This is a genomic window from Microbacterium sp. Root280D1 (genome assembly GCF_001428975.1).
Taxonomy (GTDB): Bacteria; Actinomycetota; Actinomycetes; order Actinomycetales; family Microbacteriaceae; genus Microbacterium.
On sequence record NZ_LMJK01000001.1, the window covers coordinates 1,119,399 to 1,145,254 of the forward strand.

Here is a 25,856-nt window from a genome sequence, read left to right on the forward strand (position 1 = left end):
CAGTCACGCAAGGGAGCATCATGACCTCATTCACGCGCTCGCGCAGCGCCAAGATTCTCGCCGGAGTCGCGCTGCTGAGCGTCTCGGCGATCGTCGTCGCAGGCTGCAGCGGCACGCCCTCTGAGGAGCCGTCCGACGGTGGCGGCGGCGGCGGATCGTCGGCCGACCTCACGCTCGAGCTCGGCTCGCTGCTGCCGCAGACCGGTTCGCTGTCGTTCCTCGGCCCACCCATGGAATCCGGCGTCGGCCTCGCGGTCAAGGAGGTCAACGATGCTGCTGCCGGCGTCACGATCAACCTGACGGCTGAAGACGAAGGCGACACCGACACCAAGGCCTACGAGACGTCGATCAGCAAGCTCCAGGGCGCGGGCGTCACTGCCATCGTCGGTGCCGCGGCGTCGGGCGTCTCCCGCCTGATCCTCGACGGAAACGTCAGCGCCGGCATCCTGCAGATCTCGGCCTCGAACACCGGCCCGGACTTCACCGACTGGGACGACAACGGTCTCTACTTCCGCACCGCGCCCAGCGACCTTCTGCAGGGTGAGGTCCTCGGCAACCTGATCGCCGAAGACGGACACAAGACCCTCGGCGTGATCTACCAGAACGACGCCTACGGAACCGGACTGTTCGACAACATCAAGTCGACGTTCGAGAACGCGGGTGGCGAGGTCGTCGCTGACGCGTCGTACAACGTCGGTGACGGTCAGTTCGACGCACAGGTCGAGACGATCAAGGCTCAGAACCCCGACGCCGTCGCGATCGTGTCGTTCGACCAGTTCAAGACCATCGCCCCGCTGCTGGTCAACGCCGGCATCTCGCCCGACAAGTTCTACCTCGTCGACGGAAACCTGTCGGACTACGGCTCCTCGCCCGACACGAACTTCCCGTTCTCGCTCGAGGGCGCACAGGGCACGAAGCCGGGACCGGCGCTCGAGGACGACTTCACCGACCGTCTGCAGACGTTCTGGACCGGTGAGGGCAACCCCGAGGTCAACGACTTCACCTACGCAGCCGAGGCCTACGACGCGGTCGTGCTCGTCGCACTCGCGTCTCTCGCCGCCGGTTCGACCGAGGGCGCGGACATCGCTGCGAAGATGGCCGAGGTCTCGGGCGGCAGCGGAGACGGTGAGAAGTGCACCAGCTTCGAGGACTGCGCGGCGATCATCAACGACGGTGGAACCGCCGACTACGACGGCTACTCCGGCGAGATCACGTTCGATGAGAACGGCGACCCGCAGGGTGCATCGATCGGCACGTACGAGTACGGCGCCGACAACCTGATCTCCCGCACCAACTGATCACGAGCGGAGGCCCCGGATCCTCGATCCGGGGCCTTCGTCGTGTGCGTGCCCCGCTGCGCGAGGGGACAGAAGAGGGGCGGATGCGAGTCGCATCCGCCCCTCTGTCGTGGGAGCCCTCAGGCGGCGTCGGTGCCGAGAGTTCCGAGGTAGAGGCCGATGACCTTCGGATCGTTCAGCAGGTCGCGTCCGGTGCCCTCGTACGCGTCCTTGCCCTGGTCGAGCACGTAGCCGCGGTCGCAGATCTGCAGGCAGCGCCGCGCGTTCTGCTCGACCATGATCGTCGTCACGCCCGCCTTGTTGATGTCGGAGACGCGGATGAACGCATCGTCCTGACGCACGGGGGAGAGGCCGGCGGAGGGCTCGTCGAGCAGCAGCACCGACGGGTCCATCATGAGTGCCCTCGACATCGCCACCATCTGCCGCTCGCCGCCCGAGAGCGAACCGGCGCGCTGCTTGAGGCGCTTGCCGAGCTCGGCGAAGATGCCGGTGACGAACTCGAGTCGCTCGGCGTAGATCTTGGGGTTCTGATACAGCCCCATCTGCAGGTTCTCCTCGATCGAGAGCGAGGGGAACACATTGTTCGTCTGCGGCACGAAGGCGACGCCCCGCTTGACGAGCTTGTCGGCCTTCAACCCGATGATGCTCTCTCCGTTCACGGTGATCTCGCCGCTGCGGACGTTCACCATCCCGAAGATCGCCTTCAGCAGGGTCGACTTGCCGGCGCCGTTGGGGCCGATGATGCCGATCAGCTCGCCCTGTCGGGCGACGAGGTTGGCGCCGTTGAGGATGTTCACACCGGGCAGGTAGCCGGCGTGCACGTCCTTCAGCTCGACGACGATGTCGTCCGTTCGCGGTGCCGCAGCGGAGGTCTCGGCGCTCATGCGTTGTCCTTCTGGTCGTGATCCGGCGTGCTCGTCGCTTCGAGCTCCGCCTCGGCTTCTGCTTCGATCTGCTCGCGGAGCTTGGCGGCGGTGGCGTTCTCGATCACGGGGATGCGACCGGTCACGGCACCGAGATCGAGGTCCTGGTGGGCGCCGAGATAGGCGTCGACCACGGCCGGGTCCTCCATGACCTCGTCGGGCGGGCCCTCGGCGACGACCTTGCCCTCGGCCATGACCACGACCCAGTCGGCGATGTGGCGGACCATGTGCATGTCGTGCTCGACGAACAGCACCGTCATGCCCAGGCCCTTGAGGTCGAGGATGTGATCGAGGAGCGACTGGGTCAGCGCCGGATTGACGCCGGCCATCGGCTCGTCGAGCATCACCAGGGTCGGATCGCTCATGAGCGCTCGCGCCATCTCGAGGAGCTTGCGCTGGCCGCCCGAGAGCGCCGCGGCGAAGTCCTTCTCCTTGGCGTCGAGCTTGAAGCGGGCCAGCAGCTCGCGGGCCTTGACCTCGATCTCCTGATCCTGCTTGCGCCACAGGAACGGGAACAGGCTCGACCAGAAGCCCTCGCCGCGCTGTCCCGGAGCACCGAGCTTCATGTTCTCGAGCACGGTGAGCAGCGACAGCGACTTGGTCAACTGGAACGTGCGCACCTGTCCCATGCGCGCCACCTTGAAGGAGGGAACGCCCGAGAGGCTCGTGCCGTCGAACGACCAGGTCCCGCTGTTCGGCTTGTCGAAACCGCAGAGCAGGTTGAACAGGGTCGTCTTCCCTGCTCCGTTCGGGCCGATCAGAGCGGTGATGGCGCCGCGAGGGATCTCGACGTGGTCGACGTCGACGGCCGTCAGACCGCCGAAGCGCCGCTGCACGGCATCCGCGATCAGGATGGGATCGACCTTCGGCACGCCGGGGGCCGCAGGGCCCTTGGCGAGCCCGGTGGTCTTCGGTCGGCGGATGCTGCCGGTCGCGGGCGCCGTCTGGGCGCTCTCGTCGGGGGTCAGTTCATTTGACAAAGGTCATCTCCCTCTTGTCTCCGAGGATGCCCTGAGGTCGGAAGATCACGAGCAGCATCAGGGCGATGCCGACGAAGATGAACACCAGGGTCGAGGCCTGGCTGTCGGACATGGGCAGGATTCCGGACCGCGCCATCGCCGGGAGCAGGTTCGCCATGAAAGCGAAGACGACCCAGAAGAGGATGGCCCCGAGTGTCGGGCCGAACACGGTGGCCGCGCCGCCCAGCAGCAGGATCGTCCACAGGAAGAACGTGAGCGAGGTCGTGTAGCTGCCCGGCACGACAGCCGAGGGGAGGACGAAGACGATTCCTCCGGCTGCGCCGATCACGCCACCGACGACGAGCGCCTGCATCTTGTACGCGAAGACGTTCTTGCCGAGCGAGCGCACGGCATCCTCATCCTCGCGGATTCCCTTGAGGACGCGTCCCCACGGGCTGCGCATGAGCGACCACACCAGCAGGATCGCGACGAGCAGCACGATGAGTCCGAACACCCGGTTCCACAGGTCGTTCGCGCTGTAGGTCCACGGTCCGAAGCCGTAGGTGCCCGGCGGGAACGGATTGGCGTCGCGGAACCCGCCGTTGAACTGCGCGAGACCGTCGGCCGAGTTGGTGTACTCGTCGAAGATCTGGGTGGTGAAGAGCAGTCGTACGATCTCACCCGCGGCGATCGTCGCGATGGCGAGGTAGTCGGCACGGAGCCGCAGCGTCGGGATGCCGAGGAGGACTGCGAAGAACGCGCCCCCCAGGAGACCGATGAGCATGCCGACCCACCAGGGGAGCCCGAAGGTCAGCACGGAGATCGCGTAGCCGTATCCGCCGACCGCCATGAAGGCGGCCATGCCGAAGTTGAGCAGGCCCGCATAGCCGAAGTGCACGGCCAGACCGGTCGCCGCCAGCGCGTAGGCGAGGGTGACGGGGCTGAACAGATAGACGGCTGTGTTCGAGAAGATGCTTCCGAAGTCCATGGCGATCAGCCCAACCTTTCCCTGCGTCCCAGCAGGCCCTGAGGTCTGACGAGGAGGATCACGATGAGCACGACCAGGGCGCTCGCATACTTCAGATCCGAGGGGATCCAGAGGGTGGAGACCTCGACCGCGATGCCGACGATGAGGGAGCCGACGAGCGCACCGAACGCCGTGCCGAGCCCGCCGAGGGTGATGGCGGCGAAGATGAGCAACAGCATCTGCATGCCCATGTCCCACTTCACGCCGGGGCGGAAGTAGGCCCAGAGGATGCCGGAGATGGCGGCGAGCGTGCCGGACAGGATCCAGACGTAGCGCACGACCTTGTCGACGTCGATGCCGGATGCTGCGGCGAGCTGCGGGTTGTCGGAGATGGCGCGGGTCGCCTTGCCGATGCGGGTGCGGGTGAGGAAGAACGCGACGCCCACGATCACGACGATGCTGACCACGATGCCGATCAGGTCGATGTAGGACAGCGAGATCGGACCGAACCGGAACGGCTCGGGGCTGGCCCCGGGGAGCTGGCGCGTGCCACCACCGATCATGTACTGGAACGCATAGCGCAGGGCGAGGGACAGACCGATGCTGACGATCATCAGCTGCACGACACCGAGGCCTCGTCGTCGCAGCGGACGCCAGATGCCGGCATCCAGGGCCCAGCCGAAGAGACCGCCCCCGATCACGGCGGCGATGATGCCGAGCCACAGCGGCAGATGCCAGAAGCTCGTCGTCACGAGGGCGACCAGGCCGCCCCAGGTGACCATCTCGGCGTGAGCGAAGTTCGACAGCCGCGTCGTGCCGTAGATGAGCGCCGCGCCCATGGAGGCGAGCGCCAGCAGCAGACCGAAGTTCAGGCCGCCCACGAGACGTGAGAGGAGCTGGTCGATGAAGGACGTCGTCATCCTCTCGCCCTCACCGAGGAAGAGGTTGAGGATCTTCGTGCCGGTCAGGCCGAACTCGACCTCGAACGACGCCGTCGTGCCGGCGATGGGCTGAGTGCCCTCGGGCAGCTGCGCCGCATCGACGATCACGCCGTCGGGGAGGGTCTCCTCGTCGACCGTGAGCGTGTACGTGTCCTTCTCGGGCACGTACAGGCGCCACTTGCCCTCGGCGTCGGTCTCGGTCTCGCCTTCGAAGCCGCCGCCCTCGATCGTCATCACGACGCCTTCGACGGGGTCGTCATCGAAGGTGATGACACCGGCGAAGTAGAAGTCTGTGATCTCCTGGCCGTCGTCCGTTTCTTCGGCGGAAGCCGCAGCAGGAGGCTGCAACCACAGGAAAGCGATGGCGAGGAGCGACGCGAGCAGGATGATGACCCACCGCATTCCGCTTCGATTCGCCGAGATCGTCGGACGCACAGAACCTCCAGCCCAGTACACAGGCCATGACGGAGTTGTTCATCGGCCCTGATGTACGACGGTATGAGCGTAATGTGTCGGCTCTGTTTCGACCAAGGCACGATCTGCTCACGGTGAGAACGATCCCATCACGAAGTTGCGAAATACCGATAGGTCACCCGGGGCGTCCTGCGCGCGATGTCAGCGGGCGCAGGGAATTTCCTCAGCCGCTCCGCACTTAGAATTGGTACACCCTCGCCCCAGATCGCGCCCGCAGGAGGACTATCCATGGACCAGCACGACCCCTTCGGCTTCGTCGGACTCACGTACGACGATGTGCTGCTCCTTCCCGGGCACACCGACGTCATCCCCAGCGAGGCAGACACCTCGTCGCGGATCACTCGCCGTATCTCGGTCGCGACTCCGCTGCTCTCCAGCGCCATGGACACGGTCACCGAATCCCGCATGGCCATCGCGATGGCGCGAGAGGGCGGCATCGGCATCCTGCACCGCAACCTCTCCATCGCCGATCAGGCGGCCCACGTCGACCGCGTCAAGCGCAGCGAGTCGGGCATGATCACCGACCCGATCACGACGTCGCCCGACGCGACCGTGGAAGAGGTCGACGCGCTCTGCGCCAAGTACCGCATCTCGGGTCTGCCGGTCGTCGACCCCGACGGCCGCCTCGTCGGCATCATCACCAACCGCGACATGCGCTTCGTCTCGGGCTTCGAGCGTCAGACCACCTTCGTGAAGGACGTCATGACGTCGGAGGGTCTCGTCACCGCACCGGTGGGCGTCGCCGCCGGCGAGGTCATCGCCCTGTTCGCGCATCACCGTGTCGAGAAGCTGCCGCTCATCGATGAGGACGGCAAGCTGGCCGGTCTCATCACCATCAAGGACTTCGACAAGAGCGAGAAGTATCCGCTCGCCACGAAGGACGACCAGGGTCGTCTGCGTGTCGGCGCGGCCATCGGCTTCTTCGGCGATGCCTGGGAGCGCGCAGAGGCGCTGCGTGACGCCGGTGTCGACGTCCTCGTCGTCGACACGGCCAACGGCCAGTCACAGGGCGTGATCGACCTCGTCACGCGGCTCAAGGCGGACGAGAGCTTCGCGCACATCGACGTCATCGGCGGCAACGTCGCCACCCGCGAGGGCGCTCAGGCGCTCATCGACGCAGGTGTCGACGCGGTCAAGGTGGGCGTGGGGCCAGGCTCCATCTGCACGACGCGCGTCGTCGCCGGCGTCGGCGTGCCCCAGGTCACGGCCGTGTACGAGGCGTCGCTCGCCGCACGTCCGGCCGGCGTCCCTGTGATCGCCGACGGCGGTCTGCAGTACTCCGGCGACATCGCCAAGGCGCTCGTCGCGGGTGCTGACGCCGTGATGCTCGGCTCGCTGCTCGCCGGCACCGACGAGTCGCCGGGCGAGATCGTCTTCCAGTCGGGCAAGCAGTTCAAGCAGTACCGCGGCATGGGCTCCCTCGGGGCCATGCAGACCCGCGGCAAGCAGACCTCGTACTCGAAGGACCGCTACTTCCAGGCCGACGTGCCCAGCGACGACAAGCTGATCCCCGAGGGCATCGAGGGACAGGTGCCGTACCGCGGCCCCGTGTCGGCCGTCGCGTATCAGCTGGTCGGCGGACTGCGGCAGTCGATGTTCTACGTCGGAGCCCGCACCATCGAAGAGCTCAAGCAGCGCGGCAAGTTCGTGCGCATCACCGCGGCGGGTCTCAAGGAGTCGCACCCGCACGACGTGCAGATCGTGGTCGAGGCGCCGAACTACAAGCGCTGAGACGAATCGAGAAGGGGCCGGATGCGATCGCATCCGGCCCCTTTCTCGTCCGGCCGCGAACTCAGCTGCAGGTGTAGGTGACTCCGCCGACCTGCCACACGCCCGGACCGAGGTCGGCGCACATCGCGAACAGGTTCGCGAAGACGCTCACGAGCACGATGATGCCGATGATCCAGATGACGGTGATGACGGCGCCGACCGCGATTCCCGCGATGGCGAGGCCGCGCGGTGCCCCGGCCTTGCCGAGCCTGACGGCGGCGACGATGCTCAGGATCAGTCCGAGCGGAGCGATGACGAAGGCCAGGACGAGTCCCGCGACCGCCAGCCCCTGCCCGGCGGGGGAGGTGTACGGCGTGGGCTGTCCCGGGCCGGCCATCGGGTAGGCGGCAGGATCCACGGCGGCATCCGCCGGTCGCGCTCCGTCCCACGCGGGAGGGCTGTACTGCGGGTCTTCGGGCCGCGTCGAGTCGGTCATGGTCGCTCCGTTTCGAGAGGGGCGGCCGTCCGCAGACCGCTTTCATCCTCGAGAGTACTGAGGGAGCAGCCGTGGCCGCCATCGCGGCGGTCTGTTGATATGCCAGTATTTAGAGACACCCGCTCGACTTCCCCTCGAGCTCCCGGCGCGAAGGGCGCAGGGAGTGCCACGCCGGCCGCTGATCGGCAGGGGGACTTCCCCACTGAGAGCTGCAGATATGCCCCAGGATGCTCCCCGCGTCCTCGTCGTCGACGACGACCCAGACGTCGCCCTGCTCGTCAAGACCGTGCTCGAGAGGCGGGCCGGCTGCGAGGTCGTGGTCGCTCACGATGGCGAGTCCGCCGTCGCGCGGCTCGAGACCTTCACGCCGGACGTGGTCGTCACGGACATCGAGATGCCGGGACTCGACGGGCTGGAGCTGCTCGCGCAGCTGCGTCGGAACGACCCGCTCCTGCCGGTGGTCGTCATGACCGCGCACGTCTCGGTCGAGTACGCCGTCTCGGCTCTGCGCGCGCAGGCCGACGAGTTCCTCACCAAGCCGCTCGACAACGTGAAGCTCGTCGAGGCGGTCACCCGGCTCGTGACGGAGGGCCGCACGCGCCGCGAGGCCAACCGCACCAAAGAGGTGGTGCTCGCCATCGGCGCGCACCCCGACGATGTCGAGATCGGCGTCGGAGGACTCCTCGCCGCGCACTCCCAGGCGGGCGACTCGATCACGATCCTCACCCTCTCGCGCGGTGCGCGCGGGGGAGACGCTGACAGCAGGCAGCACGAATCGCTCGCCTCGGCGGAGATGCTCGGTGCGCGACTGTTCGTCAAAGACCTCATCGACACCGAGATCTCCGGCGGCGGAGCCACGGTCCGGTTGATCGAGGAGGTCGTGCAGGAGGTCCAGCCGACGATCGTCTACACGCACTCGTCGAACGATCGGCACCAGGATCACCGAGCGGTGAGCGAGGCGACGATCGCCGCGACCCGGCGGGTCGGAACGGTCGCCTGCTACCAGAGCCCCTCGGCGACGATCGACTTCCGCCCGACGCGTTTCGTCCGCATCGACCAGTACATCGGTCAGAAGCTGCGGCTGCTCGAATGCTTCGGCTCGCAGACGGCGACCCGGGACTACCTCGAACCCGAGTTCGTGACGGCCACCGCTCGCTACTGGTCGCGCTTCGGCGGAGGATCGGCGGTCGAGCCGCTCGAGGTCGTCCGTGAGACCGCCGAGTTCATCGGCGCCCACGAACTCACACGACGGGAGAGCTGATGAGCGCGCGCGTACTGGTGACGGGCGCCGGCGGCCCGGCGGGCGTCGCCGTCATCCGCTCGCTGCTTCGTCGTGAAGACCTCGAGGTCTTCGCCGCGGACATGGACGGCTGGGCGAGCGGCATCTACCTCGTGCCGCCGACGCACCGCCGTCTCGTGCCGCCGGGGCGCGATGACGACTTCGTCTCGGCGATAGCCCGCATGGTCGAGGATGACAGGCTCGATCTCGTGATCTCCACCGTCGATGTCGAGCTGATCGCGCTCGCCGGCAGGCGCGAGGAGCTGGCTCCGGCTGTGCTCGCCGCGCCCTCGCAGGACACGCTCTCCATCGCCCTCGACAAGCTGCTGCTCGCCGAGCGGTGCGAGTCGACCGGTCTCACGCCGCGTACTGTCCTCGCGGGCCCCGATGCGCTGGCGGTCGATTGGGAGTTCCCCGTCTTCGCCAAGCCTCGTCAGGGAGCCGGCAGCCGCGGCGTACGGCTCGTCCCCGACCGGGCGGCGCTCGAAGCGCTGCCGCAGGACGAAGGACTCATCGTGCAGGACTTCCTCCCGGGCGAGGAGTACTCGGTCGATGTGATCGCAGATGCCTCCGGCTCGGTGGTCGCGGCGGTGCCGCGGACCCGAGCCAGGGTCGACTCCGGTGTGGCCATCGCGGGGCGCACGGTGCACGACGACGAACTCGAGAACGCGGCGGCATCCATCGCCCGGGCGATCGGACTCGTCGGCGTCGCCAACGTCCAGCTCCGGCGCGACCGCGACGGCCGAGCGGTGCTCCTCGAGGTGAATCCCCGATTCCCTGGCGCGCTTCCGCTCACGATCGCCGCGGGAGTCGACATCCCCTCGCTCGTCGCCGACCTGTTCCTGGGCCGCGGGATCCCGTCGACGGTCGCCTTCCGCGAGATCGCGTCGGTGCGCTTCCTCGAGGACGTGATCGTCGAGGTCGACGAGATCCTCGTCTCCGCGCACGCGGGACATCAGGAGGAACTGTGAGTCACGCGCTGCTGCGAGGCGACCACCACGTGCATTCGACGTTCTCGGATGACGCGGTCTCCACTCTCGCCGAGAACGTCGCCGCGGCATCCGCTGCCGGTCTCACGACCGTGCGCCTGGTCGACCACGTGCGGCAGTCGACGCCCTGGGTGCCCGAGTACCTCGCGGCGGTGAGGGCGCTGCGCGTGCCCGAGGGTCTGACGGTACTGACGGGAGTCGAGGCGAAGATCCTCGATGCCTCGGGAGAACTGGACATCCCCGAGCTGCCGAGCGGGATCGATCGCATCCTGATCGCTGACCACCAGTTCCCCGGAATCGACGGACCCCTCGGTCCGAGCGCCGTCCGCGAACGGCTCGACGCCGGCTGGGCCGCCGAGGACGCGCTCGATCAGCTCGTGTCGGCACTGATCGCGGCGATGCGACGTCACCCCGGCAATCAGCTCGCCCACTGCTTCTCGATCCTGCCCAAGATCGGTCTCTCAGAAGCGGAACTCGGTGCCGATCGCATCACCGCGTGGGCGACGACGGCGGCCGAGACCGACACGCAGGTCGAGGTGAACGAGAAGTGGGGCTGCCCCGGCATCCCCCTGCTCGACGCGCTGCGCAGCGCCGGCGCCGAGATCGTCGCGTCCACGGACAGCCACATCGCGTCCGACGTCGGACGCTACGCGCGCGTGACAGAGATCCTCGACCGATGGAGGGCGAGCTGATGGCCGAACTGAACTGGGTCGAGACCGTCGTCGTCGTCATCCTCCTGCTCTGCGTGCTGGTCGGCACCCTGCCGGTGATCAACACCGGGCTGCAGTTCCTCGCCCTGCCCGTGCACGCGTTCCGCAACCACTACGGCAAGGCGGCACCGCACCATCCCCGCGTCGCGGTGCTGATCCCGGCGTGGAACGAGGGCCTCGTGCTCGGCCAGGCGATCGAACGCCTGATGCAGCTCGAGTACCCGGCCGACCGCCTGCGCATCTTCGTCATCGACGATGCATCGACCGATGACACCCCCGAGGTGGTCGCCGCGAAGGCGGCGGCATTCCCCGGACGGGTCGTGCATCTGCGTCGGGACAAGGGCGGCGAGGGCAAGGCGCACACGCTCAACCACGGACTCGACATCGTGCTCGCGGACGAGTGGACCGAAGCGGTGCTGATCATGGACGCCGATGTGATCTTCGCGCGGGATTCGCTGCGCAAGATGAGCCGGCATCTCGCCGATGAGAAGGTCGGCGCCGTCACCGCGTATATCGCCGAGGGCAGTCGCGACCGCAACTACCTCACCCGGTTCATCGCGATCGAGTACGTCATCGGGCAGCTCTCGGCCCGGCGGACGCAGAACGTCGGGGGAGCGATCGCGTGCCTCGCCGGAGGTGCGCAGCTGCATTCACGCGCGAATCTCGAGGCGATCGGCGGCCGGATCCCGACGGGAACGCTCGCCGAGGACACCATGACGACCTTCGAAGGGCAGCTGGCCGGGCGCAGGATGGTGTTCGAGCCGCACGCGGTCGTGCTGGCCGAAGAGCCGCGCACGATCGACAGTCTGTGGAAGCAGCGCCTCCGGTGGGCCCGCGGCAATGTGCAGCTGACGTCGATCTACCGGCATCTGTGGTTCCGCCCGAGCCGAGTGCACAACCTCGGCAGCTTCGCCTTCGGGCTCGCGTGGTTCACCATCCTGCTGCTGCCGGCCTTCATGATCCTCGCAGCCACCGCGCTGCTCGTGCTGCTCGTCCTGCACAGCGACATCGCCGAGTTCGTGTTCCGATTCATGTGGATCGCCGCCGCGTGCATCTACCTGTTCTCGATGCTCTACGCCGTGCAGCTCGATGGGCGGATCGGCCGACAGTCGTGGCGTGAGGCGCTGATGTTCCCCGGGCTCGGCGCCCTCATCCTGATGGCGATCGCCCTGTTCCCCTGGCTGTTCGAATCGGGCCTGAACGACCTCGGGCTCGCGCTCACCGACGAGACGCGGTTGATGTGGGCTGTCGTCTTCTACCTCTGGGGACCGATCTCGATGCTCGGGATCTGGCTCGCCCGTGTCGTCGAGCCCCTGCCGGCAGGACGGTTCTTCGCCGGGCTGCTGCTCTACGTCTGCGGGTACGGCTCGCTGCTCTGCGCCATCACGGTGGACTCCTACATCAAAGAGTGGCGCCACGCCGACGCCGCATGGATCAAGACCGAGAAGATCGGACGGGTCGACTCATGACCGAAGCACCTTCGAGAAGCGCCGAGGAGGAGGAGATCGCCGCCGACGCCCGTCGGGAGAAGCTCCTGATCCCGCAGGCCCTCCTCGCCCTGGGCGTCGTCGTCGTCATCGTGATCGTGCGAGAGCTGTTCCTGCGATGACCGCGCGGCCGCTGGCCCTCGTGGTCGAGGACAGCGCAGACCAGACGGCGCTCCTGAAGCGCTATCTCGACCGCGAGGGCTTCGACGTGTTCGCCGCGGTGGACGCCGAATCGGCGATCGCCGCATTCTCGACGATCTCCCCGGTCGTCGCCGTGCTCGACCTGCTGCTGCCCGGCATCAGCGGCTCGGAGCTGGCGAGACTCATCAAGACCCGCTTCCCGGAGTGCTTCCTGATCGTGAGTTCCGTGCTCGACGTCGCCGACTACCCCGACGCCGACGCGGCACTGCCCAAGCCGATCATCGGGGCCGAACTGCGGGCACTCCTCAGAGAAGTGGCACGATGACTCCGACCAGCACCGTCCAGCAGACGATGGAGCGCAGCTGGCGCCGGTACTTCGACAATCCGACGCCGCTGATGAAGCAGGGTCCCACGGCGATCGCCGTCGCGGTCGCCTCCGTCCTCATGTTCACGATCCCCGGCATCCCGGTGACCGACACCGGCGTCGCGATCTTCGGCCTCGCCACCATCGCGGTGGTGACGGCACTCGCGGCCGTGCTCTCGGTGCGCGGGGTGTACGACGGCTGGGTCGTGATGCTCATTCCGATGATCGACATCCTCGGATTGGGTGCGATCAGGGCGGGTACCGGCGGACCGGCATCCCTCTTCTCCTCGTTCGTGCTCCTCCCGGTCATCTGGATCGCCGCAGCCCCCGGTCGCCGCCAGGTCGTGATCGTCGGTGTGTTCTCATCGATAGCGCTGCTCATGCCGAACATCATCGATCCGCCGGAAGACCCCGTGGCCTGGCTTCGCGGTGTCATCGGCCCGCTGGTGTTCGCCACCGTCGGTGCGATCGTGAACGAGCTCTCCCGACTGCAGAGACTGCGCACGGCCCAGGCCGAGGCGCATGTCGTCGAGCGCACGGCCGCTCTCGCCGCCAACGAGGCGATGCTCGAGCAGCTGAAGTCGAGCGAGCAGCAGTATCGCGCGCTCTCCGAGTCCTTCACGAGCCTGTGGAACTCCATCACCGGCCAGGCGGTCATCGCCACCGACAACTGCGGGGTGATCACGGCATGGAATCCGGGTGCGGTGCGCCTGCTCGGCATGGCGGTGCCGGACGCGCTCGCCGCCGTTCCGGTCGACCGGTTCTTCCCCTCGCACGCTCTCGCCCCGTTCGCGACCGAGGCCGCCGCCCACGCTGACGACGGGCTGCACCCCGGCCTGCGTGCGCTGTTCGACGATGCCGACGCCGGCCTGCCGGTGGACTCGCACATCGACGTGGCGACCGTCGGCGGATCGACGGTTCCCGCGCGCGTCACCGTCACTCCCTACCAGGACTCCGACGGCTCCCGACACGGCTACCTGCTGGTGATCACCGACGAGACCAGGGCGGTGGAGGTCGCGCGCATGAAGGACGAGTTCGTCGGCATGATCTCGCACGAGCTGCGGACACCGCTCAGCGCCATCATCGGCTTCCTCGACCTGCTGCAGAACGATCCCGCGCAGCCTCTGACGACCGACCAGCAGGAGTTCGTCGACATCATCGAGCGCAACGCGCAGCGCCTGCTCAACCTCGTCGGGGACCTGCTGTTCACCGCCCAGGTGGAATCGGGCCGCTTCCCGCTCGAGCGCCGAGACGCCGACGTCACCGAGCTGGTGCGCAGCGCCGTCGCATCGTCCGGCCCGCACGCGCAGCGCGAGGGCATCGAGATCGTGGCCGAGATCCCGGCGACTCCCGTCGTGCTCTCGGTCGACTCGGGACGAATCGGACAGGCCCTCGACAACCTGCTCTCGAATGCGATCAAGTTCACCGCTGCGGGCGGGCGGGTCACCGCGGGCGTGCGTCTCGTCGACGGAGGCGTCGAGCTCTCCGTGCGCGACACCGGTGTGGGCATCCCCGAAGACGAGCAGGGCATGCTGTTCACCCGATTCTTCCGCGCGTCGACAGCGACCCGCAACGCCGTGCCCGGCGTCGGCCTGGGCCTCACGATCACCCGGGCGATCGTGCTCGCCCACGGCGGCACGATGGACGTGACGAGCAGAGAGGGCGTCGGCACCGAGTTCCGGATGCTGCTCCCGGCGGCGCCGCGCACCGAGGCGATCCAGGTGGTCGGCCGCACTCGCTGACCGGTCGGCCCGATTGCTGATAGCCTGGTCGGCTCGCCACGCGGGCGGAAGGACGGCCACGCACGGTGGGATACATAGATGTTGCGGGGGTCTCGCTGACCCTTCCCGACGGCAGACCGCTGTTGGACGAGACGAGCTTTCGCGTCGGAGCCGGGTCGACGAGCGCCCTCATCGGGCCCAACGGGGCCGGCAAGACGACGCTGCTCCGCATCATCCGAGGCGACCAGCCCGCCGATGACGGCGTCGTGACGATCGATGGCGGCCTCGGCGTGATGGACCAGTTCGTCGGCCACGGCGAGTCCGGTCAGACCGTTCACGAGCTGCTGGTGCGGGTCGCGCCCCATCGCATCCGGCAGGCGGCGCAGGCTCTCGAGGCTGCGGAGGACGCGCTGATCGAGCGCGATGAGCACGACACGCAGATGGCGTATGCGACGGCGATCGCGGAGTACGCGGATGCCGGCGGCTACGAGCACGAGACGGTCTGGGACCAGTGCACGGTCGCCGCGTTGGGAGTGCCCTTCGAGCGTGCCCGCTTCCGCGATCTCACGACGCTGTCGGGTGGCGAGCAGAAGCGACTCGCTCTGGAGGCGCTGCTGCGCGGACCCGACGAGGTGCTGCTGCTCGACGAGCCGGACAACTATCTGGACGTTCCCACCAAGCGCTGGCTCGAGGAGCAGCTCCGGCAGACGCCGAAGACCGTGCTGCTGGTATCGCACGACCGGGAGCTGCTGGCCCGTGCGGTCGATCGGCTGATCACCCTCGAGCCCGGCGGCGCGGGGGCCTCGGCGTGGGTGCACGGCGGCGGATTCGCGACCTACCACCAGGCGCGCAGCGACCGCATGGACAGACTCGACGAGCTGCGCCGCCGGTGGGACGAGCAGCACGAGAAGCTGCGGACCCTCGTCGCGAACCTCAAGGTGAAGGCGTCGGCGAACGACGGATTCGCGTCGCGGTACCAGGCGGCGCAGACGCGACTGCGCAAATTCGAGGAGGCCGGACCGCCGGAGGAGCGACCCCCGGCTCAGGACTTCGACATGAGGCTGCGAGGGTCACGCACGGGCAAGCGCGCGGTGGTCGCACACGGGCTCGAGCTCTCCGGCCTGATGAGGCCGTTCGACGCCGAGGTCTGGTACGGCGATCGGGTCGCCGTGCTCGGGTCGAACGGATCGGGGAAGTCGCACTTCCTCCGCCTCCTCGCACGCGGGGGCAGCGACCCGGACCCGACGCTGGGTCACGTGACGTCCACCGGGGAGCAGCTCGCGACGGTCGATCACCGTGGGGAGGCCGTGCTGGGAGCGCGCGTCGTGCCGGGGCTGTTCGCGCAGACGCATGCGCATCCCGAGTTCGTCGGCCGAACGCTGCTCGAGATCCTCCACAGGGGAGACGAACGACGGGCCGGCATGCCGCGGGATGCCGCGAGCTCGGCGCTCGACCGGTACGGACTCGTGCGGCAGGCGCAGCAGACCTTCGAATCGCTGTCGGGCGGCCAGCAGGCCCGGTTCCAGGTGCTGCTGCTCGAGCTCTCCGGTGCGACGCTGCTGCTGCTCGACGAGCCGACGGACAACCTGGACATCGAGTCGGCCGAGGCGCTCGAAGACGCTCTGCGTCGTTTCGAGGGGACCGTGCTCGCGGTCACGCATGATCGCTGGTTCGCCCGCTCGTTCGACCGGTTCCTCGTGTTCGGCTCCGACGGCGAGGTGTACGAAGCCGATGCCCCCGTGTGGGACGAGCGCCGCGTGGTGCGAGCCCGCTGAGTTCAGCGCAGTCGGAACGGCTCCGCCGCGAGAGCGGAGGGATCGAGGGCCAGATCGGCGAGGGTCGCGCCCACGCCAGGGGCGAACTTGAAGCCGTGGCCGGAGAAGCCGGCGCCGACGACGATCCGCCCCGATCGGTCGAGCACGAAGGCGCTGTCATCGGTCGAGGTGTAGGTGCAGCTGATCGGCTCCGCGGATGCCGGGTCGAGGCCCGGCATCCACTCGCCCACATAGTCGGCGAGAGCCTGCGCGTGCGTCACCGCGTGCGGGCGGGCATCCGGGTCGACGACGTCGCCCACGCGATGGAACCCGACCTTGACGCCCTCGCCGGGCGTCGGCATCCCGTAGACCGTCGCCGGGTAGCGGCCGGGATCGACGTAGTGATTGAACGAGGGCCATACCGAGGCGGCGGCGGGGCGGAAGTGCGCGGGGAACTCCTCGGTGACCTCCAGGCGCGGCAGCGGGATGCCGGGAAGCATCCGCTCGGTCCAGGCGCCGGCCGCGACGACGACGACGTCTGCCCGCACGCGGGCGTCAGGCAGCACGATGTCGACGCCCTCGTCGGTCTCGTCGATCCGCGTCACGGGGGTCTCCCAGCGCACCTCGCCTCCCGCGGCGACGATCCGTCGCTCGAACTCGCCCAGCGCGGCGGATGCGCGGGCGACGCCCGCGTCGCGGGAGAAGAGCACATCGTCGCCGAAGCGCATGCCCGACCATCGCGACGATGCCTCGTGCGCCGTCAGCATCTCGGCGTGGATGCCGCGCTCGGTCAGCCGCCGTTCGATCGCGGCGACGTCGACATCTCCGTGGGTGACCAGGCCGTGCAGACGCAGCAGCGGCTCGCCGCCCACCTGCCCGAGGGCGTCCCATCCGGCGCGTGCGCGGACGAGCAGGTCGAGATAGTGGTCCTCGTCGTAGGCGTTGTTGAAGTTGCGCGTGGCGCCGTGCGAGGCGCCCTGGTGGTGGCCACGGGCGAAGCGCTCGAAGACGACGGGCTTCATCCCCCGTCGGGTGAGCTCCCACGCGGTCGCAAGGCCCATCACGCCGCCACCGACGACGGCGACCTCCACCGAATCCGACATATTGCCTCCCGACCTCTCTCTCAGTCTCCCAGCCGTCGGTGTCATCGCGTACGCCCGGTAGTCTGGGGTGGTGACCATGGAGATCGAGCTCGGCCGAGGCAAGCGTGCGCGTCGCGCGTACACGTTCGACGACATCGCGGTGGTGCCCTCGCGGCGCACCCGCAACCCGGAGGACGTGTCGACCGCCTGGACGATCGACGCCTTCGGCTTCGGGATCCCGGTGCTCGGCGCACCGATGGACTCCGTCGTGAGCCCTCAGACGGCGATCATGCTCGGGCAGCTCGGCGGACTCGGCGTCCTCGACCTCGAAGGACTGTGGACCCGTTACGAGAACCCCGAGCCCCTTCTTGCGGAGATCGCATCCCTCGGTGAGGGAGAGGCGACCGCGCGCATGCAGCAGCTCTACTCCGAGCCGATCAAGCCCGCGCTCATCACGCAGCGTCTCGCCGAGATCCGTGAAGCCGGAGTGACCGTCGCCGGATCGCTGACGCCGCAGCGCACGCAGGAGTTCTACGACACGGTCGCCGCCGCAGGGGTCGACCTGTTCGTCATCCGCGGCACCACCGTGTCGGCCGAGCACGTCTCGAGCGTCGACGAGCCACTGAATCTCAAGAAGTTCATCTACGACCTCGACGTGCCCGTCATCGTCGGAGGCGCAGCCACCTACACCGCGGCCCTGCATCTGATGCGCACGGGTGCGGCCGGTGTCCTCGTCGGCTTCGGCGGGGGAGCGGCGTCGACCACTCGTGCGACCCTCGGCATCCACGCTCCGATGGCCACGGCCGTCTCGGACGTGGCCGCGGCCCGCCGTGACTACCTCGACGAGTCCGGCGGACGCTACGTGCACGTCATCGCAGACGGTGGCGTCGGCACGTCCGGTGACATCGTCAAGGCACTCGCGATGGGTGCTGACGCGGTCATGCTCGGCGTCGCCCTCGCACGCGCCACCGATGCACCGGGTCGTGGCTTCCACTGGGGTCCCGAGGCGCATCACCCCAAGCTCCCGCGCGGTCGTCGCGTCGAGGTCGGCGGCATCGGCACGCTCGAGGAGATCCTCTACGGTCCGGCGCCCGTCGTCGACGGCACGGCGAACCTCATCGGGGCGCTGCGCAAGTCGATGGCCACCACCGGATACTCCGACCTCAAGGAATTCCAGCGGGTCGAGGTCGTCCTCGCACCGTACGAGGCCTGAGGCCCGCACCACGCCGTGACTTCTGCTGCTCTGTTCCCCCCGACTCTCCGCGAGGTCATGCTCCGGGGACGCTGGATCGGGATGCTCGTGCTGTGCCTCGTGGTGGCCGGCGTGTTCGCGTGGCTGGGGCAGTGGCAGCTCGAGCGCGCGATCGAGACCGATCCGCCGCCCGCAGGAGCGACCGAGCAGGTGCGACCGCTGACCGATGTGGTCGAGCCGGGTGCGTACCTCCCCGAGCCGCTGGTCGGGCAGAAGGTCGAGACGTCGGGGACCTGGATCCGCGATGACTTCCTCATCGTGTCGAGTCGGTTCAACGACGGCGTCGAGGGCTACTGGGTGACCGGTCAGCTGCGGGTCGCGGAGCGCACATCGATCGCGGTCGCGATCGGCTGGACCGCCGACCGTGCCGTCGCCGAGGCGGCCGTCGAGAAGCTCGACGAGAGCGCAGAGGACGTATCCCTCGTCGGTCGGGTGATCTCGGACGAGGGGCCATCGGTGCCGCCGAAGGACGATCCCCAGCGCATGGACCGCATGTCGACCGCTGCGCTGCTCAGCCACTGGCACGACGTCGACGAGCTCGACGTGTATCGGCCGTACCTCGCCTCGATCACGGCGACGGCAGGTCTCACGGACATCTCCTCGCCTGCACCCGAGGAGCAGTCGCCGGTGAACTGGCTCAACATCTTCTATGCCGCGGAGTGGGCGATCTTCGCCGGGTTCGCCTTCTACCTCTGGTATCGACTCGCCAAGGACGCCTGGGAGCGTGAGGTCGAGGAGTTCGAGGACGCAGCGACCGCCGCCGGCGACTCCGTCTGATTCCGCCTGACTCGACCCGCATCCGCGCGGCGCTGCGCGCGCATGTGAGCGGTTCGCGGTCCGATATTCCACCTTCGTCAGGGGCGGGTCCGGACGTTCGGTGAGGGCTTGGTTACCAATCGGAAAACTCCGTTGAGGTTGTCGGAGGGCCTCCGTATGCTCGCTCACATGTGCGTCGGCTGAGAGCCCGCACCGCCCGGTTTCACGAGAGCCGTCGCCAGAACACACCCGAGGAGACAACACAGATGATGTCCGCTCCCGACGCCGCGAACCATCAGGTTCCCGGGTCAGACCGCAGAAGTCGGGGGCGTCTCGGCGTTCTCGCCGCCACCTGCGTCGCCGCACTGGGCGCCAGCGCCCTGATCGCCGCGCCAGCCTCCGCAGACGTCTCGGGAACGGGGGTGGTGATCAACGAGGCCTACCTCTCCGGGGGCAGTGCCGGGGCGGCGTTCACCAACAAGTTCGTCGAGCTCTACAACCCCACGGCGGCACCCGTCACCCTCGACGGGCTCTCGCTGCAGTATCGATCCGCGACAGGAACGGGCGGTTCGAACGGCGTCGCGCCGCTGACCGGCGTCATCCCCGCCGGCGGCCACTATCTCGTGCAGGCGGGCAGCAACGGAGCCAACGGCGCAGCACTGCCGACGGCCGACGTCGTCAGCACCCTCAACCCGAGCGGAACGAACGGCACTCTCGCGCTGGTCGAGGGCACCGCGGCGGTCACACTGACCCCCGGCTCGGTCACGGGTGTCGACGGCGTCATCGACGTGCTCGGCTACGGCACCTCGAACACATTCGAGACTGCCGCCGCGACTCCTCCCACGGGCAACACCGACGTCAAATCGCTCAACCGCACGGGCGGCAAGGACACCGACGACAACAAGGCGGACTTCAGCCTGTCGGCCACCATCACGCCGCAGAATGCGGGCACGGTTCCCGACCCCGACCCCGACCCCGATCCTGAGCCCGAGCCCGAGCCGACCGACGTGTCGATCGCCGACGTCCAGGGAACGACCGACGTCTCGCCGCTGAACGGCCAGACGGTCACGGTCGAGGGCATCGTCACCGCCGACTATCGGACCGGCGGCTACAAGGGCATCGTGATCCAGACCGAGGGCTCCGGCGGCGCGGTCGACGCGACCCCCGGCGCATCGGACGGCGTCTTCGTCTTCCTCAACGCGCTCGCTCCCACGCTCGCGATCGGCGATCGCGTCTCGGTCACCGGCTCGGTCAGCGAGTACTTCGGCCAGACGCAGATCAACCCGGCAGCGCTGACCGGCATCTCGGTCCTGCAGGCAGGGGTGGGCGTTCCCGAGGTCACCCCGCTTCCCGACGCCGCCGTCGGCGGCGACCGTGAGCAGTACGAGAACATGTACGTGGCCCCGGCGGGCACCTATCGCCTGGCTTCCAGCCACCAGCTCTTCAACTTCGGAACCCTCTGGCTGAACGCCGGGGCGGATCTCAACGTCAAGAGCACGGAGCTCGTGCGTCCGGGAGCCGAGGCGGCGGCGATCACCGCGGCGAACCGCGCCAACCGGATCCTGCTCGACGACGGGTGGTCGATCCAGGTCTCGAACAGCGGGCACCCCAACGACCAGCCGTACTTCACGAAGGACCTCGTCGTCCGCAACGGCGACACGGTCGACTTCAGCGAGAACGGGTACGTGCTCCAGTACGGCTTCGACGACTGGCGTCTTCAGCCGGTCGTGCCGATCGACAGCACGTCGTCCGCCGACCTGAAGGTCGGCTTCCAGCCCACGAACCCTCGCACGGACACCGCCCCGACGGTCGGCGGCGACGTGCAGGTGGCGTCGTTCAACGTCTTCAACTACTTCACCACGCTGAAGAGCGAGAACTCGAACGCACGAGGCGCGGCGAATGCTGCCCAGTTCGAGATCCAGAAGTCGAAGATCGTCGCGGCGATCAACGGCCTCGACGCCGAGATCGTGTCGCTGATGGAGATCGAGAACTCGATCAAGCTCGGCGGCTCGCTCGACGAGGCGCTGGCCGATCTGGTCGACGGGCTCAACGACGCACTCGGCAGCGCGGAGTGGGACTACGTCCGCACTCCCGATGAGCTGAACGACTCGGCGACGACCGACTTCATCACGAGCGCGATCATCTACAAGAAGGACGCGGTCGAGACGGTCGGCGACAGCCTGACCGTGACGGACGAGAGCGTCTGGGGCAACGCCCGCGAGCCGATCGCGCAGGCGTTCGACATCGACGGACGCGTCGTCACGGTGGTGGCGAACCACTTCAAGTCGAAGTCGGCACCCGAGGGCGGCGGCGCCGAGCCGGCAGACGGCCAGGGCTTCTTCAACGCCGACCGCGTGAAGCAGGCGAACTCGCTCAAGACCTTCACCACCGAGATCGAGGAGACGACAGGCAGCAGCGACATCCTGCTGATCGGTGACTTCAACGCCTACGCGAAGGAGGACCCGATCGAGGTCTTCACGAGCGAGGGGTGGAGCGACGTCGCACGCGAGAAGGCTCCGGAACAGCACACGTACACGTTCGACGGCGAGCTCGGCTCGCTCGACCACGTGCTCGCGTCGCCGTCGCTCGCCGCATCCATCACGGGCGCGGGTGTGTGGAGCATCAACTCTCCGGAGTGGAGCGACCGCGGCTACGCGTTCGGCGCCACCGAGGCGGGAACACCGTTCCGCTCCAGCGACCACGACCCGATCATCGTCGGCGTCTCCTCCGAGGTCCCGCCGGTGAGCATCGACGTCGTCACCATGAACGACTTCCACGGTCGCATCGAGGCCGACGGCGCTGCCGCAGGCGCGGCGGTCGTCGCCGGAGCCGTGCAGCAGTTCCGTTCCGAGAACCCGAACACGATCTTCGCCGGTGTCGGCGATCTGATCGGCGCATCGACGTTCACCTCCTTCATCAACGATGACAACCCGACGATCGACGCGCTCAACGCCGCCGGCCTCGACGTCAGTGCCGCGGGCAACCACGAGTTCGACCAGGGCTGGGAGGACCTGCGCGACCGCGTGCAGGACCGCGCGGACTGGGAGTACATCTCGTCGAACGTGTTCGTCACCGAGACGGGCGAGCCCGCGCTCGCACCGGCCTGGGTGAAGGAGCTCGACGGCGTGCGCGTCGGCTTCGTCGGCGCCGTCACCGAAGACCTCGACTCGCTCGTGTCGCCTGAGGGCATCGCGGATCTCGAGGTGCGCAGCATCGTCGATTCGGTGAACGCCGTGGCTGACGACCTGCGTGACGGAGACGCGTCCAACGGCGAAGCGGATGTCGTCATCCTTCTCGTTCACGAGGGAGCATCGAGCGTCGAGCTGTCGAGCATCACGCCGGATTCGCCCCTGGGCGAGATCGTCTACGGCGTGGACGATGACGTGAACGCGATCGTCTCGGCACACACGCACCTCGCCTACAACCACGTGATCGACGGGCGTCCGGTCATCTCGGCCGGGCAGTACGGCGAGAACCTCGGACTGATGAACATCCAGGTCGACCCGAAGACGAAGGACCTGATCTCGATCACCAACGAGATCAAGCCCCTCACCTCGGCAGGGAAGGCGCTCTACCCGGCCGTCCCGGAGGTCGCCGACATCGTCGCGAAGGCGAAGGCTGAGGCCGACGTGCTCGGCGCGGTCAAGGTCGGAGACATCACCGCCGACTTCAACCGCGCTCGTCAGACGAACGGCTCGGAGAACCGCGGTGGGGAGTCCACCATCGGCAACTTCGTCGCCGACGTGCAGAAGTGGTCCACCGGTGCGGACATCGCGCTGATGAACCCGGGAGGCATCCGCGCCAACCTGACGTACGCCTCGTCGAACGCCAACGACCCGAACGGCAATGTCACCTACCGCGAGGCGGCCACGGTGCAGCCGTTCGCCAACACGCTGGTGACCCTGTCGCTGAGCGGCGTGCAGCTCAAGGGCGTGCTCGAAGAGCAGTGGCAGCCGGCAGGCTCGGCCCGTCCGTTCCTGAAGCTCGGCGTATCGGAGGGTCTCGTCTACACCTACGATCCGGCCGCGGCTCAGGGATCGAGGATCACGTCGATCACGCTCAACGGGACGCCGATCGACCCTGCGGCGAACTACACGGTCGCAGCGAACTCGTTCCTCGCCGGGGGTGGAGACAACTTCTTCACCTTCAAGGAGGGCTCGAGCAAGCGTGACACCGGCAAGATCGACCTGCAGTCGATGGTCGACTGGTTCGATGCGAACAAGACGGCGACCCCCGACCTCGCGCAGCGCGCGGTGGGAGTCTCGGTCAGTGCACCGGATGCCGACGGCTACAGCGCCGGCGACCAGGTGACGGTCGCTCTCTCGTCGCTGGCGTTCAGTGCGGGGGAGCAGGTGCCCGGCGAGGTGACCCTGTCGCTCGGCGGCACCCAGCTCGCTGCGAGCGCCGTCGATCCCACGATCGTCGACACGACCGATGAGGCAGGGCGCGCGTCGCTCGGCTTCACTGTTCCGGCGGGTGTCTTCGGTGAGCAGCTGCTCACCGTCGCCGTCGCCGGTACCGGGACCACCGTGCAGGTGCCGTTCTCGATCGCGGGGGAGGAGCCGGTCGAGTTCGCAGGATCGATCGACCTCGGCTCGTCGAAGGTGGCAGCGGGCAAGAAGCTCACGATCACCGGCGAGGGCTACCAGCCGGGTGAGACGGTGACCGTGCAGCTGCGACCGAAGAAGGGCGCGGCCCTCGACGTCGGCACCGTTCAGGTCACCGCCGACGGCACGTTCTCGACCACCGTCACGGTGCCGAAGAGCACGCAGCCGGGCAAGTACACGGTCGCGGTCGCTCAGGCCGACGGCGATGAGGCGACGGCCACCGTCACCGTCAACCGCGCGGGCGGCATCATCGGCGGCATCATCGACTGGCTGTGGGACCTCATCTCCGGCTGGTTCTGACCTCGATAGGCGGCACGCCCGCCTGACACGCGCGAAGGCCGTCGGGAGTGATCCCGGCGGCCTTCGTCGTTCCCGTGGTTCGTCAGGGTGCCGCGTTGCAGCGCGGAGGAGGGATGTCATGGTGCTGGCATGGGGGTAGCAGTCGAGGTCGATTTCGACCAGATCCAGACCATGATCGATGTCCTGCTCGGGTCGCTTTCCGATCTGCGGGCCGAGGGTGCCGCTCTCGACAGCGCTTCGCAGGTGATGCTCGCAGGTTGGGACGGCGAAGCCGCAGACGCCTACGAGAGTCGGCACGACCAGTGGCAAGCGGACCATGCCTACAGTCTCGACGCATGACTCCCTCAGACGACCTGACCGCCCGCATCGACGCTGTCATCGGACGAGGCGACTCGGAGTCTCGCGCATCCGTGCTCTCGGGGGTTCTCTCGTGCACCGCCCTGCCCTCGTGGCCCCAGCCCTCGTTCGCCTCATGAGCGGCGGCGGACCCGTTGCACCGGGCCGGTACGACGTCCATCGACGCACCCAGAGGTGGTGGGACGGTCGCCAATGGACGGAGAACGTCATCCATCACGGGCGACCGATCACGGCCACGGCACTTCGCACAGCGACGACCAGGATGCAGTGGATGTGGGTCGGAGTCGGCGTGGTCGCCTGGGCGGCCTTCCTGGTCTTCGCGTTCGCCTTCGGTCCGAGCGCGGCGTTCGCGCTCGCCCTGCTGCCGGTCGCCGGCACGGCGGCGATCGTCGCCGCCGCGATCACCGGGTCGCGCCTGATCGTGGCTGTTCCCCCCACCCCCGGTGGCCCGGTCGCCTCCCGATGACGAGAGCGGTCAGGCTGAGGGGCTGATGACCTCGACCTCTGCCTGCGCGAGAGCGGCGGCGAACGCCGGCGCCGGGGACGAATCCGTCACCAGGTAGTCGGCTCGGTCGAGCGTGGTGACCTGAGCGAACAGGCGTCGGCCGAACTTCGACGAGTCGGCGAGGATCGCGGTGCGCTCGGCCCGCTGGATCATCTCGGCCATCATGTTCGCGTCCCCCATGTTCGACGTCGAGAACCCGGCCTCGTCGATGGCGCCCACGGCGATCAGTGCCAGATCGCAGCGGATGTCCACTTCCGGGCCGCCCGGGGTCATCATGAACGCGACGGGTCCGGTGGTGGCCTGGGTGATCGCCCGCACGGCCCCGCCGAACACGTAGAGGTCGCGGAAGGCGGAGGGCGAGATCTCCGCGGGGATCCGCAGGTTGTTCGTGGCGATCGTCAGGTCGCGATGGTTGCGAAGCGCCCGAGCGAGAGCCAGCGTCGTCGTTCCGGCGTTGAGCATCACGACCGCTCCGTCGTCGATGAGTCCCGCCGCGAGACGCGCGATCGTCTCCTTCTCCTCCGTCTGCAGCCGGAGACGGACGTCGAGCGCCCGGTCCTTGAGCTGCCCCTCGGCGCTGACCGCTCCGCCGTGGGTGCGGATGACGACGCCCTCTCGGTCGAGCTGATCGAGGTCCCGACGGATCGTGTCGATCGAGACGTGGAAGTGCTCTGCGAGACCTCCGACGGTCACTTCGCCGACCTGTTCGACGTAGGCGGCGAGGTCGGCTTTGCGGCCGGCGGGGAGTCGACGCTTGGGCGACGGAGTTGCTTCCATGCAGACA

General features: G+C 68.1%; 23 protein-coding genes and 1 pseudogene. 17 read left to right on the forward strand and 7 right to left on the reverse strand.

Annotated elements, in window-relative coordinates:
* The first annotated feature begins 20 nt into the window (after positions 1 to 20).
* Complete coding sequence (locus tag ASE34_RS05420) at positions 21 to 1,298, forward strand: ABC transporter substrate-binding protein (RefSeq protein WP_053098955.1); 1,278 nt, start codon at positions 21 to 23, stop codon at positions 1,296 to 1,298.
* Positions 1,299 to 1,417: 119 nt separating this feature from the next.
* Here ASE34_RS05420 and ASE34_RS05425 read toward each other — a convergent pair whose 3' ends face one another.
* The 4 genes from ASE34_RS05425 to ASE34_RS05440 are packed head-to-tail and all read right to left on the reverse strand — an operon-like array spanning position 1,418 to position 5,490.
* Entirely contained in the window at positions 1,418 to 2,182 is a 765-nt protein-coding gene (locus ASE34_RS05425) for an ABC transporter ATP-binding protein (protein ID WP_053098956.1), read from the reverse strand.
* Positions 2,179 to 3,144 (reverse strand): ABC transporter ATP-binding protein, encoded by a 966-nt coding sequence (locus tag ASE34_RS05430; RefSeq protein WP_053099395.1) that lies wholly within the window; start codon positions 3,142 to 3,144, stop codon positions 2,179 to 2,181. The genes ASE34_RS05425 and ASE34_RS05430 overlap by 4 nt, the downstream gene beginning before the upstream one ends.
* Before the next feature lie 46 nt (positions 3,145 to 3,190).
* On the reverse strand, positions 3,191 to 4,168 hold the full coding sequence (locus ASE34_RS05435; RefSeq protein ID WP_053098957.1) for a branched-chain amino acid ABC transporter permease: 978 nt from the start codon (positions 4,166 to 4,168) through the stop codon (positions 3,191 to 3,193).
* Positions 4,169 to 4,173: 5 nt separating this feature from the next.
* The gene (locus ASE34_RS05440; protein WP_042539449.1) at positions 4,174 to 5,490 is read right to left on the reverse strand and encodes a branched-chain amino acid ABC transporter permease; all 1,317 of its coding nucleotides are present in this window, start codon (positions 5,488 to 5,490) and stop codon (positions 4,174 to 4,176) included.
* A gap of 300 nt (positions 5,491 to 5,790) precedes the next feature.
* On the opposite strand from ASE34_RS05440, the gene guaB reads away from it, so the two are divergent.
* Positions 5,791 to 7,293, forward strand: coding sequence for an IMP dehydrogenase (gene guaB / locus ASE34_RS05445; protein WP_053098958.1), 1,503 nt, complete (start codon positions 5,791 to 5,793; stop codon positions 7,291 to 7,293).
* A gap of 61 nt (positions 7,294 to 7,354) precedes the next feature.
* Here guaB and ASE34_RS05450 read toward each other — a convergent pair whose 3' ends face one another.
* Complete coding sequence (locus tag ASE34_RS05450; RefSeq protein WP_056277275.1) at positions 7,355 to 7,768, reverse strand: hypothetical protein; 414 nt, start codon at positions 7,766 to 7,768, stop codon at positions 7,355 to 7,357.
* A 217-nt stretch (positions 7,769 to 7,985) separates the two neighbouring features.
* Between ASE34_RS05450 and ASE34_RS05455 the strand changes: the two genes are divergently transcribed.
* The 8 genes from ASE34_RS05455 (at position 7,986) to ASE34_RS05485 (ending at position 16,234) form a co-directional block, all read left to right on the forward strand.
* Positions 7,986 to 9,029, forward strand: a complete 1,044-nt coding sequence (locus ASE34_RS05455) for a response regulator (RefSeq protein ID WP_053098960.1) — start codon at positions 7,986 to 7,988, stop codon at positions 9,027 to 9,029.
* Complete coding sequence (locus ASE34_RS05460) at positions 9,029 to 10,018, forward strand: ATP-grasp domain-containing protein (RefSeq protein ID WP_056277277.1); 990 nt, start codon at positions 9,029 to 9,031, stop codon at positions 10,016 to 10,018. The genes ASE34_RS05455 and ASE34_RS05460 overlap by 1 nt, the downstream gene beginning before the upstream one ends.
* Positions 10,015 to 10,728 (forward strand): PHP domain-containing protein, encoded by a 714-nt coding sequence (locus tag ASE34_RS05465; protein WP_056277280.1) that lies wholly within the window; start codon positions 10,015 to 10,017, stop codon positions 10,726 to 10,728. The genes ASE34_RS05460 and ASE34_RS05465 overlap by 4 nt, the downstream gene beginning before the upstream one ends.
* Positions 10,713 to 12,215 carry a glycosyltransferase family 2 protein gene (locus ASE34_RS05470; RefSeq protein ID WP_235567436.1) on the forward strand — a complete coding sequence of 501 codons (1,503 nt, stop codon included), beginning with the start codon at positions 10,713 to 10,715 and terminating at the stop codon, positions 12,213 to 12,215. Before ASE34_RS05465 ends, ASE34_RS05470 begins: the two co-directional genes overlap by 16 nt.
* Positions 12,212 to 12,355: a hypothetical protein gene (locus ASE34_RS17985; protein ID WP_200955156.1), complete on the forward strand. Its 144-nt coding sequence runs from the start codon at positions 12,212 to 12,214 to the stop codon at positions 12,353 to 12,355. Before ASE34_RS05470 ends, ASE34_RS17985 begins: the two co-directional genes overlap by 4 nt.
* Positions 12,352 to 12,699, forward strand: coding sequence for a response regulator transcription factor (locus ASE34_RS05475; protein WP_053098963.1), 348 nt, complete (start codon positions 12,352 to 12,354; stop codon positions 12,697 to 12,699). The genes ASE34_RS17985 and ASE34_RS05475 overlap by 4 nt, the downstream gene beginning before the upstream one ends.
* Complete coding sequence (locus tag ASE34_RS05480; protein WP_056277283.1) at positions 12,696 to 14,480, forward strand: sensor histidine kinase; 1,785 nt, start codon at positions 12,696 to 12,698, stop codon at positions 14,478 to 14,480. Before ASE34_RS05475 ends, ASE34_RS05480 begins: the two co-directional genes overlap by 4 nt.
* A 65-nt stretch (positions 14,481 to 14,545) precedes the next feature.
* A complete protein-coding gene (locus tag ASE34_RS05485) occupies positions 14,546 to 16,234 on the forward strand; it encodes an ABC-F family ATP-binding cassette domain-containing protein (RefSeq protein ID WP_056277286.1) in 1,689 nt (562 codons plus the stop codon).
* A 2-nt stretch (positions 16,235 to 16,236) separates the two neighbouring features.
* Here the strand turns inward: ASE34_RS05485 and ASE34_RS05490 are convergent, their stop codons facing one another.
* The gene (locus ASE34_RS05490) at positions 16,237 to 17,316 is read right to left on the reverse strand and encodes an FAD-dependent oxidoreductase (RefSeq protein WP_056277288.1); all 1,080 of its coding nucleotides are present in this window, start codon (positions 17,314 to 17,316) and stop codon (positions 16,237 to 16,239) included.
* A gap of 76 nt (positions 17,317 to 17,392) precedes the next feature.
* On the opposite strand from ASE34_RS05490, the gene ASE34_RS05495 reads away from it, so the two are divergent.
* From ASE34_RS05495 to ASE34_RS18125, 7 genes and pseudogenes are all read left to right on the forward strand, one after another.
* The gene (locus tag ASE34_RS05495) at positions 17,393 to 18,508 is read left to right on the forward strand and encodes a GuaB3 family IMP dehydrogenase-related protein (RefSeq protein ID WP_053098967.1); all 1,116 of its coding nucleotides are present in this window, start codon (positions 17,393 to 17,395) and stop codon (positions 18,506 to 18,508) included.
* 57 nt (positions 18,509 to 18,565) lie between these two features.
* Complete coding sequence (locus ASE34_RS05500) at positions 18,566 to 19,324, forward strand: SURF1 family protein (RefSeq protein WP_082298004.1); 759 nt, start codon at positions 18,566 to 18,568, stop codon at positions 19,322 to 19,324.
* A gap of 245 nt (positions 19,325 to 19,569) precedes the next feature.
* Complete coding sequence (locus ASE34_RS05505) at positions 19,570 to 24,210, forward strand: ExeM/NucH family extracellular endonuclease (RefSeq protein WP_056277290.1); 4,641 nt, start codon at positions 19,570 to 19,572, stop codon at positions 24,208 to 24,210.
* A gap of 129 nt (positions 24,211 to 24,339) precedes the next feature.
* Positions 24,340 to 24,549 carry a WXG100 family type VII secretion target gene (locus tag ASE34_RS05510; protein ID WP_056277292.1) on the forward strand — a complete coding sequence of 70 codons (210 nt, stop codon included), beginning with the start codon at positions 24,340 to 24,342 and terminating at the stop codon, positions 24,547 to 24,549.
* The gene (locus ASE34_RS17905; protein ID WP_162253849.1) at positions 24,546 to 24,686 is read left to right on the forward strand and encodes a hypothetical protein; all 141 of its coding nucleotides are present in this window, start codon (positions 24,546 to 24,548) and stop codon (positions 24,684 to 24,686) included. The genes ASE34_RS05510 and ASE34_RS17905 overlap by 4 nt, the downstream gene beginning before the upstream one ends.
* Positions 24,683 to 24,787, forward strand: a pseudogene (locus tag ASE34_RS18330) (DUF2510 domain-containing protein); the annotation flags it as partial. The gene ASE34_RS17905 and the pseudogene ASE34_RS18330, both read left to right, overlap by 4 nt.
* 51 nt (positions 24,788 to 24,838) lie before the next feature.
* Positions 24,839 to 25,033, forward strand: coding sequence for a hypothetical protein (locus ASE34_RS18125; RefSeq protein WP_056277295.1), 195 nt, complete (start codon positions 24,839 to 24,841; stop codon positions 25,031 to 25,033).
* A 9-nt stretch (positions 25,034 to 25,042) separates the two neighbouring features.
* Here the strand turns inward: ASE34_RS18125 and ASE34_RS05520 are convergent, their stop codons facing one another.
* Positions 25,043 to 25,849, reverse strand: a complete 807-nt coding sequence (locus ASE34_RS05520; protein ID WP_053098975.1) for a DeoR/GlpR family DNA-binding transcription regulator — start codon at positions 25,847 to 25,849, stop codon at positions 25,043 to 25,045.
* Positions 25,850 to 25,856: the final 7 nt, after the last annotated feature.

What these genes read in the sequence shown, in the direction of transcription:
- ASE34_RS05470 (WP_235567436.1), top strand. Translation starts at nt 10,713, where the DNA reads ATGGAGGGCGAGCTGATGGCCGAACTGAACTGGGTCGAGACCGTCGTC.
- ASE34_RS05505 (WP_056277290.1), top strand. Translation starts at nt 19,570, where the DNA reads ATGATGTCCGCTCCCGACGCCGCGAACCATCAGGTTCCCGGGTCAGAC.
- ASE34_RS05495 (WP_053098967.1), top strand. Translation starts at nt 17,393, where the DNA reads ATGGAGATCGAGCTCGGCCGAGGCAAGCGTGCGCGTCGCGCGTACACG.
- ASE34_RS17905 (WP_162253849.1), top strand. Translation starts at nt 24,546, where the DNA reads ATGACTCCCTCAGACGACCTGACCGCCCGCATCGACGCTGTCATCGGA.
- ASE34_RS05420 (WP_053098955.1), top strand. Translation starts at nt 21, where the DNA reads ATGACCTCATTCACGCGCTCGCGCAGCGCCAAGATTCTCGCCGGAGTC.
- ASE34_RS05440 (WP_042539449.1), bottom strand. Translation starts at nt 5,490, where the DNA reads ATGCGGTGGGTCATCATCCTGCTCGCGTCGCTCCTCGCCATCGCTTTC.
- ASE34_RS05450 (WP_056277275.1), bottom strand. Translation starts at nt 7,768, where the DNA reads ATGACCGACTCGACGCGGCCCGAAGACCCGCAGTACAGCCCTCCCGCG.
- ASE34_RS05500 (WP_082298004.1), top strand. Translation starts at nt 18,566, where the DNA reads ATGCTCCGGGGACGCTGGATCGGGATGCTCGTGCTGTGCCTCGTGGTG.
- ASE34_RS18125 (WP_056277295.1), top strand. Translation starts at nt 24,839, where the DNA reads ATGTGGGTCGGAGTCGGCGTGGTCGCCTGGGCGGCCTTCCTGGTCTTC.
- ASE34_RS05520 (WP_053098975.1), bottom strand. Translation starts at nt 25,849, where the DNA reads ATGGAAGCAACTCCGTCGCCCAAGCGTCGACTCCCCGCCGGCCGCAAA.
- ASE34_RS05460 (WP_056277277.1), top strand. Translation starts at nt 9,029, where the DNA reads ATGAGCGCGCGCGTACTGGTGACGGGCGCCGGCGGCCCGGCGGGCGTC.
- ASE34_RS05425 (WP_053098956.1), bottom strand. Translation starts at nt 2,182, where the DNA reads ATGAGCGCCGAGACCTCCGCTGCGGCACCGCGAACGGACGACATCGTC.
- ASE34_RS05490 (WP_056277288.1), bottom strand. Translation starts at nt 17,316, where the DNA reads ATGTCGGATTCGGTGGAGGTCGCCGTCGTCGGTGGCGGCGTGATGGGC.
- ASE34_RS05475 (WP_053098963.1), top strand. Translation starts at nt 12,352, where the DNA reads ATGACCGCGCGGCCGCTGGCCCTCGTGGTCGAGGACAGCGCAGACCAG.
- ASE34_RS17985 (WP_200955156.1), top strand. Translation starts at nt 12,212, where the DNA reads ATGACCGAAGCACCTTCGAGAAGCGCCGAGGAGGAGGAGATCGCCGCC.
- guaB (WP_053098958.1), top strand. Translation starts at nt 5,791, where the DNA reads ATGGACCAGCACGACCCCTTCGGCTTCGTCGGACTCACGTACGACGAT.
- ASE34_RS05435 (WP_053098957.1), bottom strand. Translation starts at nt 4,168, where the DNA reads ATGGACTTCGGAAGCATCTTCTCGAACACAGCCGTCTATCTGTTCAGC.
- ASE34_RS05510 (WP_056277292.1), top strand. Translation starts at nt 24,340, where the DNA reads ATGGGGGTAGCAGTCGAGGTCGATTTCGACCAGATCCAGACCATGATC.
- ASE34_RS05455 (WP_053098960.1), top strand. Translation starts at nt 7,986, where the DNA reads ATGCCCCAGGATGCTCCCCGCGTCCTCGTCGTCGACGACGACCCAGAC.
- ASE34_RS05480 (WP_056277283.1), top strand. Translation starts at nt 12,696, where the DNA reads ATGACTCCGACCAGCACCGTCCAGCAGACGATGGAGCGCAGCTGGCGC.